A 24522-nucleotide genomic window follows, 5' to 3' on the forward strand; every position below is an offset into this window, starting at 1 on the left:
AAAAAGAGGCTGTAGTAGCCCCTTTTTTCATTCTATTCAAAAATTAGTCTTTTTGAACTGAACCGAAGATTTTATCGCCAGCATCGCCAAGACCCGGAACGATATAACCATTTTCATTTAAACCGCTGTCAATGGATGCAGTAAACATAATGACATCCGGGTGTGCAGCTTCTACACGTTTAATCCCTTCCGGCGCAGCCACCAGAACCATCACACGAATGTCTTTACAACCGCTGGCTTTCAGCACGTCAATTGCCGCTACAAGAGAAGAACCTGTCGCCAACATTGGATCAATGATCATTGCGATACGGTTTTGTACGTCTGGAACCAGTTTTTTATAGTAAGTACGTGCTTCCAGGGTTTCTTCATCACGCTCTAAACCAAGTACAGATACTTTTGCGCTTGGGATCAGGTTAAGGAAACCATCGAGCATGCCAATACCGGCACGTAGAATCGGCACAACCGTGATTTTTTTACCGGCAATACGGTCAACCGTTACAGCCCCATTCCAGCCGTTAATGTCGTGTTCAACCATTGGCAGGTCTTTGGTCGCTTCATAAGTCAGAAGCATCGTCACTTCTTGAGCTAACTCACGGAAGTTCTTGGTACTGATATCTGCACGACGGAGTAAACCAAGTTTATGTCGGATGAGCGGATGACGGATTTCATGGATTGCCACGGGAGAACACCTAAAAGGTTAAAGATAAATTTCCGCTATTATAAAGGCATTTATTCGTTTGTATAAATAAAAAAGCCCCCAATCATGGAGGCTTTTTTTGTAATAACATTAATCTTTGCAGATATTAGTTAAAACCACTTTGTACCAGAGTAAAAATGAACTGCTGTAATTCAGGTGACATTGCAAAGAACGCATACTTAGATACTGCAATCACTGGATCTGGGTAGACACCAATCACAAGTACCGCAAGCGCAGCAAGAAGCACCATAATACCGCCGACTTTTTGACCCCAATGATTCACCGCATCTAGACGTGGTGTTTCAGGCGGTGTCATATAAAGTACAACCATTACACGCAGGTAATAATACAAACCGATACCAGAGCCCAGGATGACCATGGCACTCAGGAACCAGGCTTCGCCTGCAACCGCAGTTTTAATCACCAGGAACTTACCGATAAAGCCGGCAGTTAAAGGAATACCTGCAAGAGACAGCATCATGACGGTTAATACAGCAGTCAATACCGGACGGCGCCAGAACAGACCACGGTATTCAGCCAGACTACCCGCTTCATCCGTATTGTTATACGGACTAGACATGAGTGTCACGACACCGAACGCACCAATCGTCGTTAACACATAGGTAATCACGTAGACGTTTACACTTTCAAAAGTCGCAAAACCTTGAACCTGCAAGAAATCGGTATTACGCGAAGTAACGATAGCAACCAGCAAATAACCAAAGTGTGCAATTGAAGAGTATGCCAGGATACGTTTCAAGTTCACCTGACGAACCGCCAGTAAGTTACCTGCAAGGATAGACAGAACCGCAATAATCGAAATGATGGTGACGAAGCTGTCCGCCAGGATTAGGCCTGAAGACAAAGCATAACGAACAAACAGACCAATCATGGCTACTTTCGCTACTGTCGCAAGGAAAGTCGCGATTGGCGCTGGCGCACCCGCGTATACGTCTGGTGTCCATTTGTGGAATGGTGCCAGCGATAATTTAAATGCCACAGCAAATACAATTAATGCCAGACCAATCACTACAGCCGGTTGGCTGAATGCAGTAAACAGCTTGCCCGGTTCTGCAACGAAACTTAAGCTGCCGGTATAAGCATAAACATAGGCCATACCCATCAACAGCATTGCAGATGCCGTTGCTGAAAGCACCAGATATTTCACACCTGCTTCAAGCGATTGAGAACGTTGATGTGTATATGCCAACAAGCCGTATACAGGAATCGACATCAATTCAAGGCTGATAAAGAATGATGCATAGTGCGAGCTTGCTACCATCAGCATGGCACCCGCAACGGATATCAGCATCAAGATATACAGCTCTTCACGGTTATCTTTATAAGTTTCGATATAGGCATGTGACAGAGTGCTGCATGCAAGTGCAGCAATCAGGATCACAAACTGGTATAGCATCGTAAACGGATCTACGAGGAACAGATTCATCACATTGGCAGGTGTAAATACGCCCGCCAACAAAACGAAAATGATATAAATCGCAGCAAGGTTTAAACCAATCACTGTGGTTGTAGCCACCAGATTATGGTTACGCTTGATTGCGGTCAGCAACATCACGACGATCGCAGTTAACGACACGATCATCACAGGTGCTAGAGGCATAAGCTCAGAAAAAGACATTGTGAAGTTCATGGCTTATTGGATCTCCACATTTTCAAGTTGAGTCGTTACTTGATTAGTAACTTCAACCACTTCTTGAACTGGAATGTAGCTATTCGCTAACCACGCCATGCTTGAGTTTGAAATATCAAGGAAGCTTTGTGGATATAGACCAAGCCAAAGTAGACCAAACGCACAGATCAGCAATAATACAGTTTCACGTGCATTTAGATCTTTTAACGGATTTGTATAGTGCTGCTTTTGTGCTTCACTTGGTACACCAAACAGGGCTTTGTGAATCAGGATCAAACCGTACAGACCCGCAAACACCAAGCTGATCGCAGCAAGAATGGTAAACGCCGGGAATTGTGCATAAGCACCCATTAGGATCAGGAACTCGCCAATGAAGTTACCTAGACCTGGAATACCCACCAATGCCGCAACGAAGAACATCAGGAAGAATGCAAGATACGGGAACTGACCACGCATACCACCCATCAAACGCATATCACGCGTATGCACACGCTCGTATACCTGACCACACATAATGAACAGTGCAGCAGATGAAATACCATGTGCCAACATCATGATCATCAAACCCTGGAAGGTCAGGATGTTACCTGCGTAGATCGCAAGTAAAACGAAGCCCATGTGTGAAATAGAGGTATAAGCCAACAGGCGTTTCATGTCGGTTTGCTGGAAAGCACACCAAGCACCGTAGAAGATACCGATTAAACCCAGAATGATCGCGAAGTCTGCAAACTGTGCAGATGCTGCCGGGAAGAATGGAATCACAAAACGAAGCAGACCGTATGCAGCTGTCTTAATCAAGATACCTGCAAGATCGACAGAACCCGCTGTTGGTGCTTGTGCATGTGCATCTGGCAACCAGCCGTGTAATGGGAAAACTGGAAGTTTTACCGCAAAACCGATGAATAAACAGATCATGAATGCATAAGCAACTGCTGGAGCCTGAGCATCAAGCGTATTCGCCACACCTAATAAATAGTTGTAGTCGAAACGGATTTCGCCAGTCAGGGTGTAGCCTACAGTCACCAGACCCAGGATACCAATCAGCATCACCAGACCTGCAACCTGCGTGTAGATGAAGAACTTGGTTGCTGCATATACGCGTGACTTGCCTTCTGCCCCTTTATGACCCCAAAGGGCAATCAGGAAGTAGATTGGCACCAGCATCATCTCCCAGAAGAAGAAGAACAGGAACAGGTCAATCGCAAGGAATACACCGATGACACCACCCAAAGACCATAACAGGTTCAGGTGGAAGAAACCCACATTCTTTTGAATCTCACCCCATGAACAGCCGACTGCCAAAACACCTAGAAGTGCAGTCAAACCAACCATAAGAAGTGATAAACCATCCACTGCAAGGTGAATGTTAATGCCCAGGGTTTGAATCCAAGGCAGTTTGAATTCGGCAGCCCACGAAGGTGTAGCACCGCCCAATTCATAGTTATAAGTACCAGTCTGCCAAAGGACGATAGTCAAGACCAACGTCACCAGCATACCGATCAACGCGATATAACGCGGCAAGTGCTGGTCGAGTTTATCGACCAACCAGCATATGAAACCTGCAATGAACGGAATGAGGATCAGAGCCGGCAAAATAATATTGTTTGGAGCTTCCATTTTATTTCCCCACAACCTGAATCACGATCAAGATCATCAGCAGGACAACGACACCGAGCCCCATACTAGATGCATATTCACGTACTAAACCGGTTTGACGTGAACTTGTAAAGCTGTTACCACCTTTAACAAGTGCAGGAAGTACCAGCCACAGGCCATCAATCGGATCACGACCAAAGATCTTCGCGAACAATAAGTATGGCTTCACGAAAATGATGTCATAAAGCGTATCGAAACCTAATGCATTACGGCAGATATTGACCAGACCAGCACCCACAGAAGTAGCTGCAAAACGTTTTACGGCACTGTAAGCAAAAGCGAACAGTACTACACCGACTACCAGTCCTGTCAAAGCAACAGCGATTGCGATGTATTCAGCACCATGTGCACCTGCTTCAAGCGCTTCAGGAATAATAAAGGCTGGAATTCGTGCAGCATCCAGAATGCTCATTACTGGTGCTTTCAGAACGATCGCAAGACCTGTAGAAAGTACAGCAAGAATCGCCAATGGCGCCCAGTATGTTGCACCTTTGATTTCGTGATAAGGCGTGTTTTCTTTGCCGAAGAATACAACCCAGATTAAGCGGAATGTATAAATAGACGTTAAGAATGCACCTGCAACACCAACCCAGTACAGCGTGTTATATACCGGCAAACCGGCAACATGACTTTGCGTCCAGACTGCAGCAAGAATCGCGTCTTTTGAGAAGAAACCAATGGTCAGGAATGGGATCGCTGCCAATGCACCGCCACCAATCGCGAAACATGCAAACAGGAATTTGTTCTTGTAGAACAGACCGCCCATCTTGAAGATGTTTTGTTCGTGATGGTAAGCCAGAATCACCGCACCAGACGACAAGAACAAGAGTGCCTTGAAGAATGCGTGTGTCAGCATGTGGAATAGGCCTGCCTGATACGCTTCAGCACCTACAGCCATAAACATATAACCCAGCTGACTCATAGTTGAGTAAGCCAGAATACGTTTGATGTCGGTTTGAACCAGTGCAGCAAAACCAGCTACAAGCAATGTCACCGCACCTGTGATCGAAATAAATACCATCACTTCTGGTGCAAGTTCAAATACTGCGAACATACGGCAGCACAGGTAAACACCTGCGGTTACCATGGTCGCAGCATGGATCAATGCAGAAACAGGTGTCGGACCTGCCATCGCATCGGCTAACCATGTTTGTAACGGGATCTGTGCAGATTTACCCGCCGCACCCAAGAACAATAACAATGCTGTCCAGATGGTCAAAGATGAACTTTGGGTCATTACAGTCGCTGCATTTTCAACGATGTACTGAATGTTCAAGGTACCAAATTGCTGGAAGATCAGGAACATGGCAATCAGCAGGAATACGTCACCGATACGGGTCACGGTAAATGCCTTGATTGCCGCCAGACCATTTGCAGGGTTCTGGTAGTAATAACCGATCAGCAGGTATGAACACAGACCTACGCCTTCCCAACCCAGGAATAACAACGCCAGGTTGTCACCCAATACCAGCAACAACATGCTAGCAACGAACAGGTTGAAGTAAGAGAAGAAACGTGCAAAGTCTTCTTCACCGCGCATGTACCATGATGCAAAGATGTGAATCAAGAAACCCACACCTGTCACCATACCCAGCATCAATAAAGATAGACCATCCAGTTGCAAGCTGATGCCCGGTGCAAAACCACCAACACTGAACCAGGTCCAGAGATGTTGTACTACTGCAGTTGAACCATTGTTAACAAAGTCCATACCTGCAATCAATGCGAACAGCGCAGATAAACCGACGGCACCAACACCAATAATGGCTGCAACAGATTCCGGAAGCTTGTTGCGCCCCGCCGCTAACAGGACAAAACCAATGAGCGGAAATAAAATTGTTAGATATAAATAACTCATCCGCGCATCTCACTAGCAGCATCCACATCCAGGTGATGGAAGCGATGATAGAACTGAAGGACGATCGCAAGACCAATACAAGCCTCTGCCGCAGCAAGTGTCAAAATCAGGATAAACATGATCTGACCGTCTGGCTGTGCCCATGCACTGCCCGCCAAGACGAACGCCAGAGCAGCAGCATTCATCATGATTTCAAGGCTCATTAAAATAAATAGTAGGTTGCGTCGCACCATTACACCGTAAAAACCCAGTGCAAAGAGAATAGATGCAACGATCAAACCATGCTCTAAAGGGATGTTGCCCATTATTCTTTTTCCTCTTCTGCATCTGGTTCACGTTTACCTAAATGGAATGCAGCTACTAATGCAGCAAGCAATAACATCGCGGCAACTTCAACCAACAACAAGTACTGCGTAAAGAGTGCTTGACCCACTGCTTTCGGGCCCACCATTTCTGTACCCATCACCAGTGAAGCTTGCGTGTAGTCAGAACTTAATACCCACACCAGCACCAGACCGATCAGGAAGCTCATCAACGCAGGATAAGCCCAGGCTGATGAAGTCAACCATTTACGTTCTTGTTCAACAGTCTGCTCACCCAGGTTCAGCATCATTACGACGAATACGAACAATACCATGATCGCGCCCGCATAAACGATGACTTCCAGTGCACCCGCAAAAGGCGCACCGACAATCAGGAACATGCCTGCGACTGCAAGCAGGGATACGATCAGGCTTAATAAAGCATGTACCGGATTCGCGTTAGTGACCACGCGAACCGTAGAGACAATGGCCACAAGGGCCATTAAATAAAATGGCCACATCATGGTAATAGACTCCGTACATCAACAGGTGCACTTTCACGCTGTGCCTGACCTTTGTCCTTGCCTGCAATTGCCATACCGGCTACACGGTAGAAGTTATAGTCAGGATATTTACCAGGACCAGAAATCAGCAGGTGTTCTTTTTCATAAACCAAGTCCTGACGAACATATTCGCCAAGCTCGAAGTCAGGCGTCATTTGAATTGCAGTGGTTGGACACGCTTCTTCACACATACCGCAGAAAATACAGCGCGAGAAGTTGATACGGAAAAATTCCGGATACCAGCGACCGTCTTCACGTTCTGCTTTTTGTAATGAAATACAGCCTACCGGACAGGCAACCGCACACAGGTTACATGCCACGCAGCGTTCTTCGCCATCAGGGTCGCGTGTCAATACGATACGACCACGAAAACGTGGTGGCACGATTTCTTCGGCTGGTACTTCTGGGTAAAGAATAGTGTCACGTTTACGCGTTGCATGGCTGAACACCATCCAAAGCGAACGAACAATCGATCCAAACCCGGCTAGAAATTTAAACATTTTGTTCTCCCTGCCCTTACCACAAGATAACCGCGCCAGTTACCAACAGGTTAACTAGAGCTAATGGCAAGCAAATTTTCCAACCAAAGTTCATTACCTGGTCATAACGTGGACGCATTAATGAACCACGCGCCAGTACAAACATCATTACAAAGAAAGCTGTTTTGATAATGAACCAGAATGCTGCTGGAAGGAACGGAATATCAAGGTTGAATGGCGCAAGCCAGCCACCAAAGAATAGAGTCACGATCAATGCAGAGATCAGTACCACGTTAACGTATTCCGCAACGAAGAACATCCCCCATTTCATACCGCCATATTCGACATGGTAACCTTCCGCCAGTTCCTGTTCCGCTTCTGGTTGGTCAAATGGATGACGATGCGTTACCGCCACACCCGCAACCACAAAAATCAGGAAGCCAAGGAACTGAGGAATCACAAACCAGACGTCTTTTTGTGCTTCAACGATTTCACGCATGTTGAATGAGCCGGCAATTGCCACCACACCCATGAGTGAGATACCTAGGAACACTTCGTACGAAATAGTTTGAGCTGCAGAACGCAAACCGCCCAGTAAGGCATATTTGTTGTTGGATGACCAGCCACCGAACAGGACTGCATAGACTGCAATCCCTGCCATTGCCATAAAGAACAACAGGCCGATGTTCATGTCTGCAACACCCAAATACGGTGAAACAGGAATAACCATGAACGACAGCACCGCAGTTGCCATCGCAACTGCTGGCGCCATCCGGAAAGTCAATTTGTCAGCAAATTTGGGGGTCCAGTCTTCCTTGAACATGATTTTCAGCATGTCGGCAACAATCTGGAACATACCGCCCGGACCAACACGGTTCGGACCGTAACGGTCTTGCCACAAGCCGAGTAAACGACGTTCAATAAAAGACATCAACGCAGCGATCAGTACCACAACCAGCAAGATCACGATCGCTTGAATGACTGAATAGGCGATTGGCCAGTTTTCAGCCCACAGCGGCGTTTGACGGATTAATTCTTGTTCCATGAATTACGCTCCTACCGCGACTGAAACAGGCTCTGCAAGAGATACCGTCGGTGCCAGACCGATTGGGTAACCAATATAACCTGTTGGTAAGTATTCGATTACTTGTACAGGAAGAACAATCGAGGTCTCACCTGCTTTAACTGTAATCCGCTGACCATCTTGAACATTCAAGCGAGCAGCATCCTGTTCACCTACTGCAAATACCGGTTCAGGAATACGGGTTTCCATCGCTGGTGTTTTTACGGTGAATTCACCTGAACCAAAGATATGGTGCATTGGCACCAAACGGAAGCTCTCAGCATTCACCAAAACAGGTGCCGGTGCAACAAAACTGCGTGCTGGACGTTTTGGTAAACGGTCGAATAGACGAACACCTGAATCACCACCTTTTAAGTGACCACCCACTTCATTCTGGTACTTGTTCCAGGCTTGTGGAGAGTTCCAGCCTGCAGACCAGGCAAATGGAATCAGTGGAGATGGTGTTTCATTACCCACATAACCTTCCATAGAGAATGTTAATGCAGAATCGATATCGGTTGGCTGTTTCGGCTCGTGGACAGACAATGGCGCACGCATCGAAGTACGGCCTGAGTAACGACGTGGTTCACGTGCCACTTTCAGACCATGTACACGGAAGCCCGCATCAGGTGCAACATCCAGAATGCCTTCCAGCGCTGGAATGTTTTTTGCCACTGACTCGATCACGTCATCCAGCAAAGTCCAAGAAATCGCTTTGCCTTTCACGCCTGTTTCCAGAGCGTGTAACCAGCGCCAAGATTCTTTAATCGCCAGCTCAGGATTGTAGTAGCTTGGGTCATACACTTGGTAGAAACGTTGTGCACGGCCTTCTTGCGATACAACCGTACCATCACCTTCCGCGAAGCTTGCAGCAGAAAGCACAATGTCGGCTTTTTTCACTGTTTCAGTTTCAGAGTGATCCAGTACGATCACTTCTTTACCTGCAAGTGCAGCATCGACCTGTGCAGCAGGAAGACGACGGTAAAGGTCATTTTCAACTACGATGACAGTATCGTAATCTTGTGCAAATGCTTGCTCCAGGCTTTGACCACCAAAGATTGCCATACCCATCGAGTTCACTTCAGGAACCGTCAAGGTCAAACCGGCATTACCCAGATTCTGTGCAACTTGTGCCGCAGCTTCCATAATGGCAGGATCTTGCAGGCTTGTACCCGAAATGATCAGTGGTTTCTTGGCAGCTTTTAAAGTGTCTGCAATCGTTTGTGCAAATGCTTTCGCGTCATCGTCTAAACCAAGAATGCTCTCACCTTTCACGCCTGCCGCAATCGCAAAACCTAAACGCGCGATGTCGTTTGGAGACGCAACCACTTCCCCTTCAGCAACATCAGACAAACGGGTTTGAGTCGCAGCCAGAATGTAAATCGGAGATTTGGCATCTTGCGCAATACGTTGTACCGGTTCAGCTAACCATTCTTGGGTACGGCGCTCTGCTGCCATCTCTTTGCCTTTATTTTTCGCAGCCTGGCGAACAGATAAAGCCATACGAGGTGCAGTTTGAGTCAGGTCTTCACCCAGAATCAGTACCGCATCATAGCTCTCAATTTCACGCATGTTAGGGTTGTATACACCCTCGGTTTGCATGATAGAAGCAGCCAGTTCAACCAGGTTGTGCTCTTTTTGAGACAGACCGGTTGAGAAGCGATCTTGACCAACCAGCTCAAGAAGTGCGTAGTTCGATTCAAGAGACGCTCGCGGCGAACCAATACCCAGTACTTTTTTGCCTTGGATATTTGCAATAACCGTATCGAGTGCTGCATCAACTGAAACAGTTTCAACAGTAGCACCATTACGGAATTGTGGCTGACGTGGACGGTCTGCACGGTTCACATAACCAGTACCGAAACGGCCTTTGTCGCATAGGAAGTATTGGTTCACTTCACCGTTAAAACGGTTTTCTACACGACGAAGTTCGCCATAACGTTCACCCGGAGAGATGTTACAGCCTGAAGAACAGCCCTGGCATACGCTTGGTGCATACTGCATGTCCCACTTACGGTTGTAGCGTTCAGAGTGAGTCTTATCTGTGAATACACCAGTCGGACACACTTCAGTCAGGTTACCCGAGAATTCAGACTCTAAGGTGCCTGATTCTGGACGACCGAAATACACGCGTGATGCGTTGGCATACACGCCAAAGTCGGTACCACCTGCGTAGTCTTTGTAGTAACGCACACAACGGTAGCATGCAATACAACGGTTCATCTCGTGCGCAATAAACGAACCAAGTTCCTGGTTGTAATGCGTACGTTTGGTGAAACGGTAGCGACGACGGTCATGCTGTGTCATTACAGTCATATCTTGTAAATGACAGTGACCACCCTCTTCACAGACGGGACAGTCGTGCGGGTGGTTGGTCATCAAGAATTCAACAATCGAAGCGCGGAAATCCTTGGCTTCTTTGTCTTCAATCGAGATGTAGGTATTGTCTGCTGCAGGTGTCATACATGACATGACCAAACGACCACGCGTATCTTCTGGATTCGCGTACTGGGTCACGGCACATTGACGGCAAGAGCCGACAGAACCTAAGGATGGATGCCAACAAAAGTATGGGATATCAATGCCAAGACTCAAACATGCTTGTAGCAAGTTTTCCGAGCCGTTGACTTCATACGATTTGCCATCGACATGAATTGTAGCCATAGTCGAATTCCTTAAGCTTGTTCTACGGAGCTAACTTGAGCGGCGGCATTGATGACCTTCGCTTCAAATTCACCACGGAAATGTTTGAGTGCACCCATAAGCGGCTCCATTGCACCAGGAGCATGCGCACAGAAAGTTTTACCAATCCAAAGCTTACGAGTCAGTTCTTGTAAGTGATCGATATCTTCTTTCTTACCTGTGCCATCTTCGAGTGCTTTTAGTGCTTTCACAGCCCAAGGCAAGCCATCACGACAAGGTGTACAGAAACCACATGATTCACGTGCAAAGAATTCTTCGAGGTTACGTGTCGCTGAAACCATACACTGGGTTTCATCAACCACCATGAGCAGACAGGTACCTAAACGTGAACCTGCTTTCATGATGCTTTCCGCATCCATAGGAAGATCAATATGCTCGGCAGCCAGGAAGTCAGTTGATGCACCGCCTGGTAACCATGCTTTCAGTTTCAAACCGTCGCGCATACCACCAGCGTGTTCTTCAATCACTTCACGCGCTGTTGTACCAAATGGCAGTTCCCATAAACCCGGGAATTTCACCTTACCTGATGCACCATAAATCTTGGTGCCCGGATCTTTCGACTTACCCGCAGACAGGTTGATATACCATTCAGGACCGCGCAGCATAATAGCTGGCAAGTTATTGTAGGTCTCTACGTTGTTGACAATCGTAGGACGACCCCAAGCACCTGCAACCTGTGGAAATGGCGGTTTAGTACGCGGGTTGGCACGGCGGCCCTCAAGCGAGTTAATCAATGCAGTTTCTTCACCACAGATATAACGGCCCGCACCGGTATGCACATGCAACTCGAAGTTCCAGCCAGTACCGAGGATGTTGTCCCCTAAGTAGCCTTTGGCACGAACTTGCTCAAGTGCTTCATTTAAGTATTTTGCAGCTTCGATGTACTCGCCACGGATAAAGATATAACCATGGGTCGCTTCCAGCGTATAGCCTGCAATCAGCATACCTTCGATCAATTGATGAGGAAGATCTTCCATCAGCAAACGGTCTTTGAAGGTACCTGGTTCCATCTCATCGGCATTACAAATCAGGTAACGTGGACCCGAGTTGTCATTTGGCGCCATCAATGACCATTTAATGCCTGCCGGGAAGCCTGCACCACCACGACCTTTTACAGTCGCTGCCTTAACCACTTCCAATACATCTTTAGGCGACATAGACAGGGCTTTTTTAAAGCCTGCATAACCTTCCAGCGCTTCGTAATCATCAGCATTACGAACGTTGGCCTGCTTGCTTAAACGCCAGGTAAGCGGATGAGTTTCCGGGTTACCGTCACCATAAATTGGTTTTGGTTCAGTATTCATACATACTTCTCCAACAGCTGTTTCACCGAAGTCACTTCAACCAGACCGTGCGTGTCTTCATCAATCATTAAGGTTGGACCTTTGTCACAGTTGCCCAGACAACAAATTGGCAACAAAGTGAAACGACCATCTGCAGTCGTTTGACCAAACTGAATGCCTAATTCGCGCTGGAATGCTTCTGCCAAAGTTTCCGCACCCATCAGGAAACACGCAATCGAGTCACATAACAAAATTACGTGACGACCGACCGGCTGACGGTAAATACGGTTATAGAACGTCGCTACACCTTCCAGATCTGCAACGCTCATGCTCAGCATTTGTGCGATGGCATTCATTTGCGCATCATCTACCCAGCCATTACGGCGTTGTACACACTTCAGCGCATCCAGACACGCTGCACGTGGGTATGGATAGTGCCCCATGTGATGTTCAATATCGTGAATTTCGTCCGCAGTCAAAATTCCTTCAACATTCACACGTGGCTTTTTATCAGTCAAAATCATCATAATGCGTTTACCCCTTAGCGATCCACGTCAGCCATTACGACGTCAATGGTCGCTAAATAAATGATTAAGTCAGACATTAGGCTGCCGTTAATCACAGAAGGCATTTGCTGTAAATGCGTGAAGGTTGGTGTACGGATACGGGTACGGTAACTCATGGTTGACTTGTCTGAAGTCAAGTAGTAGTTCGACGCGCCTTTTACCACTTCTGCCATCACAGATGCTTCACCTGCCGGCATTACAGGACCCCAAGACACGCTCAGGAAGTGCGTAATCAAGGTTTCAATATCTTGTAATGTCTTGTCTTTTGGTGGTGGAACAGCCAGTGGATGGTCTGCTTTATATGCACCAGACGGCATGTTGTCTAAGCATTGCTTGACAATTTTCAGTGATTCTTCGATTTCACGGAAATGCACCATAACACGTGCATAGGCATCGCCTTCGTACTCTAAAGGCACTTCGAAGTCGTAGTTTTCATAGCCGCTATATGGACGGTATTTACGAACGTCGAAATCAATACCTGTAGCACGCAGACCTGTACCCGTTACACCCCAAGCCAATGCCGATTTCGCATCGTATTGCGCCACACCCTGGGTACGCCCCATAAATACCGAGTTGCGTAAAGCAGCCTTGTAGTATTCATTCATACGTTTTGGCATCCAGTCAAGTAAATCTCGAACCAGCTTGTCCCAACCATTTGGCAGGTCGTGGGCAGTACCGCCAATACGGAACCATGCCGGGTGCATACGATAACCCGTAATCGCTTCTACGATATCGTAGACTTTCTGACGGTCGGCGAACATGTAGAACACTGGCGTCATACCGCCGGCATCCTGAATCGCGGTACCAATAAACAGCAAGTGGTTATTGATACGGAACAACTCCGACAACATGACACGGATACACTGGGCACGGTCAGGTACAGTAATACCCGCCATTTGTTCCACGCCCATCACATAAGGCATGTTCTGTGCACAGCCACCGAGGTAGTCGACACGGTCTGTATATGGAATGAATGAATGCCAGGTTTGACGTTCAGCCATCTTTTCCACACCACGGTGGTGATAACCGATGTCAGGCACACAGTCTTTAACTTCTTCACCGTCCAGCTGCAAGATCACACGGAAAGCACCATGCGCAGATGGATGGTTCGGACCCAGGTTCAGGAACATGAAGTCTTCGTCAGCATTGCCGCGCTTCATACCCCAATCTTCAGGAACGAAACGAAGATGTTCCTGTTCGTAGTCCTGTTTGGCTTTATCTTGCAGATACGGCGTATATTCGGTCGCACGCGCAGAATATTCTTTACGTAGCGGATGACCTTCCCAATAGGTTGGCAACAAGATACGACGGAGCATTGGATGCCCTTCGAAATTGATCCCGAACATATCGTAAGCTTCACGTTCGTACCAGTTGGCATTTGGCCAGATATTGGTTGCCGTTGGAAGATTCAAATCGCTTTCTGCTAAGGCAACTTTAATACGAATGTCAGTATTACGCTCGAGCGACAACAGGTGATAGAACACGGTGAAGTCAGACGCAGGTAAACCGTCGCGGTGCGTACGCAGACGCTCATCTACCGCTGACAGGTCGAACAACATCACGTAAGGACGTGACACTGTACGCAAGAACATTAAAACTTCTTGTACACGTGCGCGCTCAACCCAGACTGTCGGAAAATCCTCGAAAGTCGTTTGCACAAAGAAGTTCTCACCAAATTTGGTTTTGAGCTCTTCAATGATCGCAAATGCTGGGCGTGAATCAACAGGCGTTGATTCTGGCATAGCAATGTCAGTTTCAGCCATTGGCTTGGCTTCCTATTTAATACAAATTCAGTCAACCTAAACGACAACTACACCCATAGCGGGTGCACAACAAAAAAACCTGTCGTTTAAATTATTTAATTTCATCCATAGAGCGTAAGTTTTTCACAGCAACACGCTGGTCTTTCTTACGGTCACGTTCCGGCATCATCTTTGGCTTATACACTGGCTTAAGATCATCACCGATTACCGCAGAAAGCGGACGTCGCTCTAGTTGAATCTGGTCTTGCAACAGCATCAATGCCTGAATTAAAGCTTCAGGACGTGGTGGGCAGCCTGGAACATACACATCCACAGGGATGATTTTATCCACACCTTGTACAACCGAATAGATGTCGTACATACCACCTGAGTTGGCACATGCACCCATAGAAATAACCCATTTCGGCTCAAGCATTTGTTCATACAAACGTTGAATTACTGGTGCCATTTTTACGAAGCAGGTACCGGCAACGATCATCAAATCGGCCTGACGCGGTGAAGCACGAATAACCTCTGCACCGAAACGTGACAGGTCATGTACGCCTGTCAAAGTCGTCGCATACTCTACGTAGCAGCAAGATGTACCAAAGTTAAATGGCCAAACTGAGTTTTTACGCCCCCAGTTGACTGCTGTATGTACTACATCCTCTAAGCGAGTCATGAATACATTTTTATTCACTTCTTCTTCTAGCAACGGATCTTCTACAACAATGCGTTCCTGAAGTGGATATTGATCAGCATTCGGATTCGCACGGGTTAATGTATATTTCATCCCGTATTACTCCTTATCAGATAATTGAGCTTGTGATTTTTTCACAAAACCAGATGATTGAGCCGGGATTTGACCCGTAGGATCCATCACCAATTCTTCAACCGAGTTGAAACGCGTAATTTCTGCAAGATCCATATTTGGCGAACCAATCTTAGCTTTAATTCCTGCTGCCTTACGTCTGTCCGAAGGTGCCCAATTGAGTGCGCCTGTCGATAATTCGTAAATCAAACCAACAAGTAAAACTAAAATAAAGATAGCTGCAGTTGCAAAACCAATCCAACCCACTTCACGAACAGAAACTGCCCATGCATATAGATAAAGTGCTTCCAAATCAAACACTACGAAGAATATTGCAACTAAATAGAATTTTGCAGACAAGCGGATACGAGCTCCACCTGCACTAACTACACCTGACTCAAACTGCTCCTGCTTGGCACGGCCCCATGATTTACCCCCAAGGAGTAACGGGACAGTCAGCATAAAGACGCATAAAAATGTAACGCCGATCACGAAGGCAATAATTGCCCATTCGTATGGAGTAATAGCACTCATGCGGGGATAACTCCTGGCAGGCCTATTTGTTAACAAAGAATGTATGTATTGGCCTTCAAATACACCATACACAAAATTAATCCCGCCAATTGTACCTGATTTATGATTTCACTTGCTAGTTTATAAGCCTTAGTCTTTGGGATGATTTTTTAAGCATTTCAGCATTTAATTTCACTTTCATCACCCAGAACCCGCTTTTATCGTTTTATTGAATAAAATTTTAAATTTTTATTTATTTTTCTATAAAAGGGGATGCAAAACCACTCGCATTCCGATTTGCAGCACTCCTAGCCATTTGTTTAGATATAGTCCTTTTATCAACCAAATCCAAGTCCAATCTGATTAAAACTTATTACAGGGTTCCAAAATCCCGACCAAGCTTTAACTCTCTTACAGGCTCTTTAGCTGAATATGCAGGTTTAACATCTATTTAACGTTCATCTGCTCTATCGTAATGTTAAACAAGCATTTGTGTCTTTTTGCAACACACTCAACAGACTGATTCAGAATATGTTATTTGTATTTCTTAGTTCCCATTATGACTTTATAAAGTAACAATAAAGGAGTCCCTGCATGTCTCTGCATTATGCCCATAAACCAAATTATTTTTTATATGCTCAATTAATCGTTCGACATATCCAAAATTACGTCCAGAAAAACCAGAACACCAGCCAGCTTGTTTTTGAATTAAATGAGATTAATGCACTATTTCAGGATGATTTTGCGTCTGTCAGCGTCAATCTGGATGGGATTATGAATATCGCTGATGAATATAAAGTCGAAACCCTATCAGGCGACCAGAAATTGATTCAGCACTATAACGTCGATGTGAAAAATGCCCAACTGCTGATCGATTGTAACCCTGAAGCATTACAAAGCTTAAGAGATGGAAAGCCACTCATTGAACCAGATGCCACCATCCAAGAGTAAATTACTACTTATAAAAAACGATGCATCAGCATCGTTTTTTATGGGCAAGACATTATTTACATCGTATTAAACTGAATGATCACTGCTTTCCTCAGTCTTTTTTTCCAGCAACTTGCGTTTATTCTTTTTCACATAACGCTGTGCCGGCCAGGTCATGATAAAACGTGCACCGCCCAAGGTTGGACTTTGATCCACCTGAATGGAACCACCAAACCAGTAGGCAATCCGGCTGACAATGGATAGACCCAAGCCATAACCACCTGAAGCTCGGGTGCGGCTATCATCCAAACGGGCGAAGGCTTCAAAAATACGGGCACGATCTACTTCCGGAATTCCGGGACCATCATCTTCCACACACACATAGGCTTGGCCGTCCTGATCCAGACCACCGCTGATTAATACCTTATTATCACAATAACGGATGGCATTCCCTACCAGATTCTGAATCACGCGATGCAGATAACGACGCTCCGCCTCGACTACCACAGCCACAGGCATTGGGTGTAATTCAATAATTTTATGGGTTTTCAGTGCTTGGGTTTCCACCATCACCTGATTCAGCACGTCATACAGATCAATCTGCTCAAACTCAATCGATGGCATACCCTGTTCCAGTTTGGCATAGGTCATGATCTCATCAATCAAGGTATTCAGCGCTTCAATATCCTTATCAATCTGCTCAACCTGTTGCAGACGATACTCGTAGTCATCTTCATCTGCCATCATTTCCACACCAAAACGGATCCGTGCCACCGGTGTACGCAATTCATGCGAAACCGCACGCATCAACTCCCGCTGCGCTTCGATCAAGCGCTGGATATGGTCTGACATATTGTTATAACTGGAAGCCAGTGTAGACATCTCATCACTACCATCCACCGGAAGACGCAATGACATATTCCCCGTCTTCATCTTGTTTAAGGCATAGCTCACTTCACGCAGCTTACGCTGCATCGGAACCAGAAGGCCATAAACACCCAAACTCAGTACAAACAGGCTTAATAAGGTAATACCGGTCGCCAACTGGAATGGCATCCAGTTAAATAACGGTACTGGCCCCATGACCAAGACCTGAGAGGTCGAACCTGGAATTGGCGAAATAATTGAAATGGTCGTACCACGAATAGAAGCATTATCGCGATATAAAATAATACTGTGATCCAGACGCAAACGTCCGATCTGCTCGGAGTCCAAAGGCAGAGATTGGACATTTTCAATGGAAACCGGATAGGAGAAATAATCCTGGATACGGGCTAGGTATTCTTTTTCCTGACCCGGATAATAAACTAGATAATCCAGAATAAAGACCGCCAAGGCCTTCATCTGGCGTTCAGTGATGTTGTCAGCCTTTATATAAAGGTAATGATCTGGATCATCACGCAGTCCCACCACAATATAAGCGATACCGGACTCGGCATCCCAGCGCACTACAGCCTTTCGATCAGCAATACGTCTCGCTTCAGCACGGGTAATATCTACCTTGCTGGCATCTACATAATGAATGGGCAATTCCAGCAGATCGGAGGCATCAGAAATCCAATCCATCTTCTGCTGGAGATTTGGCTGACGTGCAACTCCCTCACTGATGATATATGCCATGCCATCAGTCAGGGATTCGCGATATTCTTGCGCACGCTGATAGTTGATAATCTGTACCAACAAATAGCCGAACACCGCCACCAAGACGACAAGGATGACGAGTCCTGCATAGATACGCAAAAATATACTGTGTTTAAACACCTATAATTTATCCTGCTTGTTCAAGCAAAAAACCTCATTTGCTTAAAGTCCATTAGTCTCTTTAACGAAAAGATAACCTTTACTACGTACTGTTTTAATACGCTTCGGATTTTCTGGATCGTCACCAATTTTTGGACGGATACGCGAAATACGTACATCGATTGAACGGTCTTGACCGTCATATTCAATACCGCGTAAACGTTCGAAAATATCTTCGCGGGAAAGGATACGACCTGCATTCGATGCGAGCAACCACAACAGGTCATATTCTGCGCTGGTAAAATCAACCAGATCGCCATTTAGGGTTACCGAACGCCCGCCATTGTCGATCACCAGATCATCAAATTCGATACGCTGTGCCACTTCATCTTCAGGCACCTTGTCTGTACGACGCAGCAATGCGCGGATACGCGCCAGCAATACACGCGGCTGAACCGGTTTAGCAACGTAGTCATCTGCACCCATCTCTAGGCCCAGAACCTGATCCATATCTTCAGTACGTGCTGTCAACATCAAAATCGGTTGATGATAATGTGGACGTACTTCACGGCAAATGGTCAAGCCATCCGCACCTGGCAACATCACATCCAGCACCACCATATCTGGCTGTTCAGCAATAATCCGACGAATGGCACGGTTGCCATCCGGCTCTACCCCCACCTCAAGTCCGTTACGGATGAGGTATTCTTGCGTTAAACGGGCAAGACGCTCGTCATCTTCAACAATTAAAATCTTGGGTAACTTTTCTTCTTGGCTCATGTATTGCCCCTTATATGGTGGATCTACGCTATAGGCGTATCCTTTTGAAATCCAATAGATACGTTTTTAATATGCTTGCAATATACACACGTTTACATTGTAAACAAGATGGCGTTCACCAAACTGATACATCAAGATAGCATTTTGTAATATTTTATCGTGCATTTTTTGGGCAGTTGTGCTTGAAACAGTGGCTTAGATCTGAGTTGGGGCTTACACAACTATTACATGAACAAAATATGACTGCTTGATTGAGCGCTTTTTAGTTATCCACAATGTTATCTATAAGCACTTTCTTTGGACTTTGTTATGCTATGCCTTGCCTGATAAGGCTTATACAAAAATCAATAAAAATAGCGATATTTTTGCAATGATTAAAGCACAACTAAAGAAAAATATTTAGCTGAATGTCAATATTGATCTACCCTAAATTTTCCCGTATCTTGTGTTCAATTAATTTTAAAACCACTAGGTCTTGTGTTTATTCCTCAAATACTGTGGCACGAATTTTGCCCGGTTCAAACGGTCCATAAACATAAAAATAGATGACAATGGAGCTATGCTAACATGAGCGTAATCACTTCAACTCCTGGTCAACTTCAGGTGATTAAACGCACCGGTGATGTTGCCGCTTTTGATGCAGAAAAAATTTCTGTCGCAATTGGTAAAGCATTTTTGGCGGTTGAAGGCCAACAAAGCGCTGACTCGAGCCGAATTCATGATCGTATCGAGCAACTGACGGAAATGGTATTAAATACCTTTAAACGTCGTTTACCTTCTGGCGGAACGATTCATATTGAAGAAATTCAAGACCAAGTTGAACTTGCGCTAATGCGTACGGGCGAACAGAAAGTTGCACGCTCATATGTTATTTACCGTGAACAACGTTCTGAAGCGCGTAAACAGTTAGGTGCAAATCATCACCCGACGCTACAAATCACTGATGCTGAAGGAAAATTAAAACCTTTGGATCTCAGCGAGTTGACTGCGACTGTAGAAAAAGCTGCTCAAGGTCTGGAAGGGATTGATGTTCAGGCGATCATCGATGAGACCGTGAAAAACCTCTACAACGGTGTAAAAGAGTCTGATATCTCTACCACCATGATGATGGCGACCCGTACCCGGATCGAACAGGAACCAAACTATACTTATGTGACTGCACGTCTGTTGCGTGATGACCTAGTAGCCACCGGTTTAGAGTTTTTGGGTCTTCCGACAGACACCAATGAAGGCGATGCGCTTGAAACTTTCCTGAAAAAAGGGATCGAGCTTGAGTTGCTTTCTCCAGAATTGCTGAACTTTGACCTGGCCAAACTGGCTGCTGCGATTCAACCGGAACGCTCTAACCAGTTCACCTACTTAGGTCTGCAAACCTTATTTGACCGCTACTTCATCCATTCAGATGGCGTACGTTTCGAACTTCCGCAATTGTTCTTTATGCGTGTTTCTATGGGCTTGTCGCTCAATGAAGAAAACCGTGAAGAACGTGCAATCGAATTCTATAACCTGTTGTCTAGCTTCGACTACATGGCTTCGACGCCTACCCTGTTTAACTCAGGTACGTTACGTCCACAATTGTCTAGCTGTTATTTGACCACGATTGATGATGATCTGTATGACATTTATGGCGCGATGCGTGATAACGCAATGCTGTCTAAATGGGCAGGCGGTTTAGGTAATGACTGGACACCAGTTCGTGCCTTGAACTCATACATCAAAGGTACTAACGGCAAGTCTCAAGGTGTTGTTCCGTTCCTGAAAGTAGCGAACGATACAGCTGTTGCGGTTAACCAGGGTGGCAAGCGTAAAGGTGCAGTATGTGCATACCTGGAAACCTGGCACCTGGACATCGAAGAATTCCTTGAACTGCGTAAGAACACCGGTGATGACCGTCGTCGTACCCATGACATGAACACTGCGAACTGGGTTCCTGACCTGTTCATGCAACGTGTATTCGAAGATGCGGAATGGACTTTATTCACGCCTTCTGAAACGCCTGATCTGCATGATTTGACTGGTGCTGAATTCGCTGAGCGTTATGCACACTACGAAGCGATTGCCAAAGAAACAAACATGTTGCACAAGAAAATCCGTGCAAAAGATTTGTGGCGCAAAATGCTGTCTATGTTGTTTGAAACTGGTCATCCTTGGATCACATTCAAAGACGTATGTAACCTGCGTTCACCACAACAACACGTAGGTGTGGTGCACTCTTCTAACCTGTGTACAGAAATCACGCTGAACACCAGCAAAGAAGAAATCGCGGTATGTAACCTGGGTTCAATCAACCTGGTACAACACGTTCAAGGTGGTGTGTTAGATCGCGAAAAACTGGCGCGTACAGTAAAAACTGCGGTTCGTATGCTCGACAACGTGATCGACATCAACTACTACGCTGTTCCACAAGCGCGCAACTCGAACCTGAAACACCGTCCAGTCGGTATGGGTATCATGGGCTTCCAGGATGCGTTATACGAAATGAACCTGGCTTATGGTTCTGATGCTGCGGTTGAGTTTGCTGATGAATCGATGGAAGTGATTTCGTACTACGCGATTTCAACCTCAAGCGATTTGGCTGTTGAACGTGGTACATACGAAACATTCAAGGGTTCATTGTGGGATCAAGGTATCCTGCCAATCGACTCGCTTGATCTGGTTGCGAAAACTCGTCCTGAACGCATGTTCGAAGTCGACCGCACTCAACGTCTGGACTGGGACACTTTACGTGCCAAAGTTCAAAAAGACGGTATGCGTAACTCGAATGTGATGGCAATTGCTCCGACTGCTACGATTTCAAACATTTGTGGCGTGTCTCAATCTATTGAGCCAACCTTCCAGAACCTGTATGTGAAATCAAACCTGTCTGGTGAATTCACCGTGATTAACCCGTACCTGGTACGTGCGTTGAAAGAACGTGGTCTTTGGGATGCGGTAATGGTCAACGACCTGAAACACTTCGAAGGTTCTGTGCAAAAGATTTCCCGTATTCCTGAAGAGCTTAAAGCCATCTTCGCGACTGCGTTTGAAGTTGAAACTCGCTGGATCGTGGATGCTGCATCACGTCGTCAAAAATGGATCGACCAAGCGCAGTCTCTTAACCTTTACATCGCTGGTGCAAACGGTAAGAAACTGGACATCACTTACAAGATGGCATGGTTACGTGGTCTTAAAACGACTTATTACCTTCGTGCATTGGGTGCGACTTCTGCTGAGAAATCTACAATCAACACTGGCGCATTGAATGCAGTTAAACCTGCAACTGTTGCGGCTCCTGTTGTAGCAGCAGCTCCTGTCGTTGAAGCACAAAAACCTGAGGCTTCTGTAGAGGAAGAAGGTTTTGCGCAAGCAGCTCCAGTGCCAATGGCATGTTCAATTGACAATCCTGATTGTGAAGCTTGTCAATAAGCTTCGCTTGACCTCCCCTAACCCCTCCTAAAAGGAGGGGGATCACAGCTCAGTCATCTGACATGTGAAAGTCCCTCTTTTTAAAAGAGGGATTTAGGGAGATTAAAATAACAAACAAAGGAAACCTCAATGCCTCATATGACTCATAACTACATGTTAGGACTTGCGGCATTGCTGATTTCCTTTGGTATTACCTTTTATTTACCGATTGCTTATTTCTGGTTCAAAGTTCGCCAGCAGCGTAAGCAAAATAAGTAGTGGGGATTGTGCTTATGTATAAATTCATAACACTCATCGACAAAACTTAATTTTGCTTACACAAATTAAGCGTATAGTAAGACATCTCAGCCAAGCTGAATGTCTCATAAAAGATATAAAGCAACGTAGAGAGAATTGATATGTCTATCCTAAGTTGGGACGATTTCGAAGATGATTCGCAAAAACCGGCTGCACCTGAACAGCAGCCTGCGCCCGTCGAGCCGCAAAAAGCGACTAATTCACAGATGGTATCTGATGCAGGCAACGCATCGCCGGATGTGGCAGCTGCACAACCCCTTAGAGCCACTCAAAACCGAGGATCAAATCCAACCGATTCGCTGGCAAGAGCATCTGCTTCCCTAGATCAACTTGATGTTGCTCCAGGCCTTGAAGAGCTTGAAATGGGTGCACAACGTGTTCAGGTTGATGATAAGGCGATGATCAACTGTCGTGCAGACTTGAACCAGCTTGTACCGTTCAAATACGAATGGGCTTGGCAGAAGTATCTGGACGGATGTGCAAACCACTGGATGCCACAAGAAGTCAACATGAACCACGACATTGCGCTGTGGAAGTCTGAAAATGGCTTGACTGAAGATGAACGTACCATCGTGATGCGTTCACTTGGTTTCTTCTCGACTGCCGATTCACTGGTTGCAAACAATCTGGTACTGGCGATTTATCGTCACATTACCAACCCTGAATGCCGTCAGTACATCTTGCGTCAGGCATTTGAAGAAGCGATTCACACGCATGCTTACCAATACTGTATCGAGTCTTTAGGCATGGATGAAGGCGAAGTCTTCAATATGTACCGCGAAGTACCAAGTGTTGCACGTAAAGCGGCGTGGGGCCTGAAATATACCCAGTCTTTAAGTGATCCTACTTTTAAAACTGGTACACCTGAAAACGACCAGATCCTGCTTCGCAACCTGATCGCGTTCTACTGTGTACTTGAAGGTATCTTCTTCTACTGTGGTTTCAGCCAGATCCTGTCTATGGGTCGTCGTAACAAGATGAATGGTGTAGCCGAGCAATTCCAGTACATCCTGCGTGACGAGTCTATGCATCTGAACTTTGGTATCGACATGATCAACCAGATCAAGATCGAAAACCCGGGTCTATGGACGACTGAATTCCAGGAAGAAATCATCCAGATGATTCTTGAAGGTACAATGCTGGAAATCGAATATGCACGTGATACCATGCCACGCGGTGTACTTGGCATGAATGCTGGCATGATGGAAGAATACCTGAAGTTCATTGCCAACCGTCGTCTGGCGCAGTTAGGCTTGCCTGAACAGTTCGCTGGTGTGAACAACCCGTTCCAGTGGATGTCAGAAATGATGGACTTGCGTAAAGAGAAGAATTTCTTCGAGACGCGCGTAACAGATTACCAAACTGGCGGTGCGTTAAGCTGGTAAAGTTTTTTTAGATCGCTGAATGACAGATAATGTGAGATTTTTGACACATATTTCGAGATTGTTACAAACTTAATCAGCTATGCTAAAGCAAAAAAATA

20 protein-coding genes are annotated in these 24522 nt (G+C 45.9%); 4 read left to right on the top strand and 16 right to left on the bottom strand.

Annotated features, from left to right (window positions below; all coding sequences use genetic code 11):
- Window positions 1-43: 43 nt before the first annotated feature.
- The 14 genes from upp to AY607_RS10590 form a co-directional block, all read right to left on the bottom strand.
- Window positions 44-679, bottom strand: coding sequence for a uracil phosphoribosyltransferase (gene upp, locus AY607_RS10525; RefSeq protein WP_064096453.1), 636 nt, complete (start codon window positions 677-679; stop codon window positions 44-46).
- Window positions 680-803: 124 nt separating this feature from the next.
- Window positions 804-2348, bottom strand: coding sequence for an NADH-quinone oxidoreductase subunit NuoN (nuoN, locus tag AY607_RS10530; protein ID WP_064102494.1), 1545 nt, complete (start codon window positions 2346-2348; stop codon window positions 804-806).
- A 3-nt stretch (window positions 2349-2351) separates the two neighbouring features.
- Window positions 2352-3965, bottom strand: a complete 1614-nt coding sequence (gene nuoM / locus AY607_RS10535; protein ID WP_064102495.1) for an NADH-quinone oxidoreductase subunit M — start codon at window positions 3963-3965, stop codon at window positions 2352-2354.
- Between the two features lies 1 nt (window position 3966).
- Window positions 3967-5862, bottom strand: coding sequence for an NADH-quinone oxidoreductase subunit L (gene nuoL, locus AY607_RS10540; protein WP_064096456.1), 1896 nt, complete (start codon window positions 5860-5862; stop codon window positions 3967-3969).
- Window positions 5859-6167, bottom strand: coding sequence for an NADH-quinone oxidoreductase subunit NuoK (nuoK, locus tag AY607_RS10545; RefSeq protein WP_004280769.1), 309 nt, complete (start codon window positions 6165-6167; stop codon window positions 5859-5861). The genes nuoL and nuoK overlap by 4 nt, the downstream gene beginning before the upstream one ends.
- A complete protein-coding gene (gene nuoJ, locus AY607_RS10550) occupies window positions 6167-6685 on the bottom strand; it encodes an NADH-quinone oxidoreductase subunit J (RefSeq protein ID WP_171254965.1) in 519 nt (172 codons plus the stop codon). The genes nuoK and nuoJ overlap by 1 nt, the downstream gene beginning before the upstream one ends.
- Window positions 6685-7227, bottom strand: a complete 543-nt coding sequence (gene nuoI / locus AY607_RS10555; protein ID WP_064096458.1) for an NADH-quinone oxidoreductase subunit NuoI — start codon at window positions 7225-7227, stop codon at window positions 6685-6687. The genes nuoJ and nuoI overlap by 1 nt, the downstream gene beginning before the upstream one ends.
- Before the next feature lie 16 nt (window positions 7228-7243).
- Window positions 7244-8251, bottom strand: a complete 1008-nt coding sequence (nuoH, locus tag AY607_RS10560) for an NADH-quinone oxidoreductase subunit NuoH (RefSeq protein ID WP_064096459.1) — start codon at window positions 8249-8251, stop codon at window positions 7244-7246.
- Between the two features lie 3 nt (window positions 8252-8254).
- Window positions 8255-10933 carry an NADH-quinone oxidoreductase subunit NuoG gene (nuoG, locus tag AY607_RS10565; RefSeq protein ID WP_064096460.1) on the bottom strand — a complete coding sequence of 893 codons (2679 nt, stop codon included), beginning with the start codon at window positions 10931-10933 and terminating at the stop codon, window positions 8255-8257.
- Window positions 10934-10944: 11 nt separating this feature from the next.
- Entirely contained in the window at window positions 10945-12276 is a 1332-nt protein-coding gene (gene nuoF, locus AY607_RS10570) for an NADH-quinone oxidoreductase subunit NuoF (RefSeq protein WP_064096461.1), read from the bottom strand.
- Window positions 12273-12782, bottom strand: a complete 510-nt coding sequence (nuoE, locus tag AY607_RS10575; protein WP_004280775.1) for an NADH-quinone oxidoreductase subunit NuoE — start codon at window positions 12780-12782, stop codon at window positions 12273-12275. Before nuoE ends, nuoF begins: the two co-directional genes overlap by 4 nt.
- Before the next feature lie 14 nt (window positions 12783-12796).
- Window positions 12797-14584 (bottom strand): NADH-quinone oxidoreductase subunit C/D, encoded by a 1788-nt coding sequence (gene nuoC, locus AY607_RS10580; RefSeq protein WP_064096462.1) that lies wholly within the window; start codon window positions 14582-14584, stop codon window positions 12797-12799.
- Window positions 14585-14675: 91 nt separating this feature from the next.
- Entirely contained in the window at window positions 14676-15356 is a 681-nt protein-coding gene (locus AY607_RS10585; RefSeq protein WP_064096463.1) for a NuoB/complex I 20 kDa subunit family protein, read from the bottom strand.
- A 6-nt stretch (window positions 15357-15362) separates the two neighbouring features.
- Window positions 15363-15908, bottom strand: a complete 546-nt coding sequence (locus AY607_RS10590) for an NADH-quinone oxidoreductase subunit A (protein ID WP_064096464.1) — start codon at window positions 15906-15908, stop codon at window positions 15363-15365.
- Window positions 15909-16481: 573 nt separating this feature from the next.
- Here AY607_RS10590 and AY607_RS10595 point away from each other — a divergent pair.
- Entirely contained in the window at window positions 16482-16838 is a 357-nt protein-coding gene (locus AY607_RS10595) for a hypothetical protein (protein ID WP_064096465.1), read from the top strand.
- Between the two features lie 66 nt (window positions 16839-16904).
- Here AY607_RS10595 and bfmS read toward each other — a convergent pair whose 3' ends face one another.
- Window positions 16905-18578 (bottom strand): sensor histidine kinase BfmS, encoded by a 1674-nt coding sequence (gene bfmS, locus AY607_RS10600; protein WP_064096466.1) that lies wholly within the window; start codon window positions 18576-18578, stop codon window positions 16905-16907.
- A 42-nt stretch (window positions 18579-18620) separates the two neighbouring features.
- Window positions 18621-19337: a response regulator transcription factor BfmR gene (bfmR, locus tag AY607_RS10605; protein ID WP_004280782.1), complete on the bottom strand. Its 717-nt coding sequence runs from the start codon at window positions 19335-19337 to the stop codon at window positions 18621-18623.
- A gap of 567 nt (window positions 19338-19904) precedes the next feature.
- Here bfmR and AY607_RS10610 point away from each other — a divergent pair.
- From AY607_RS10610 to AY607_RS10615, 3 genes are all read left to right on the top strand, one after another.
- Window positions 19905-22742 (top strand): ribonucleoside-diphosphate reductase subunit alpha, encoded by a 2838-nt coding sequence (locus AY607_RS10610; protein ID WP_064102496.1) that lies wholly within the window; start codon window positions 19905-19907, stop codon window positions 22740-22742.
- Window positions 22743-22871: 129 nt separating this feature from the next.
- Window positions 22872-23000: a hypothetical protein gene (locus AY607_RS15325; protein WP_004645881.1), complete on the top strand. Its 129-nt coding sequence runs from the start codon at window positions 22872-22874 to the stop codon at window positions 22998-23000.
- Window positions 23001-23140: 140 nt separating this feature from the next.
- The gene (locus tag AY607_RS10615; RefSeq protein ID WP_064096468.1) at window positions 23141-24424 is read left to right on the top strand and encodes a ribonucleotide-diphosphate reductase subunit beta; all 1284 of its coding nucleotides are present in this window, start codon (window positions 23141-23143) and stop codon (window positions 24422-24424) included.
- Window positions 24425-24522 lie beyond the last annotated feature (98 nt).

This window comes from Acinetobacter sp. SFA (genome assembly GCF_001647535.1).
Classification (GTDB): Bacteria; Pseudomonadota; Gammaproteobacteria; order Pseudomonadales; family Moraxellaceae; genus Acinetobacter; species Acinetobacter pecorum.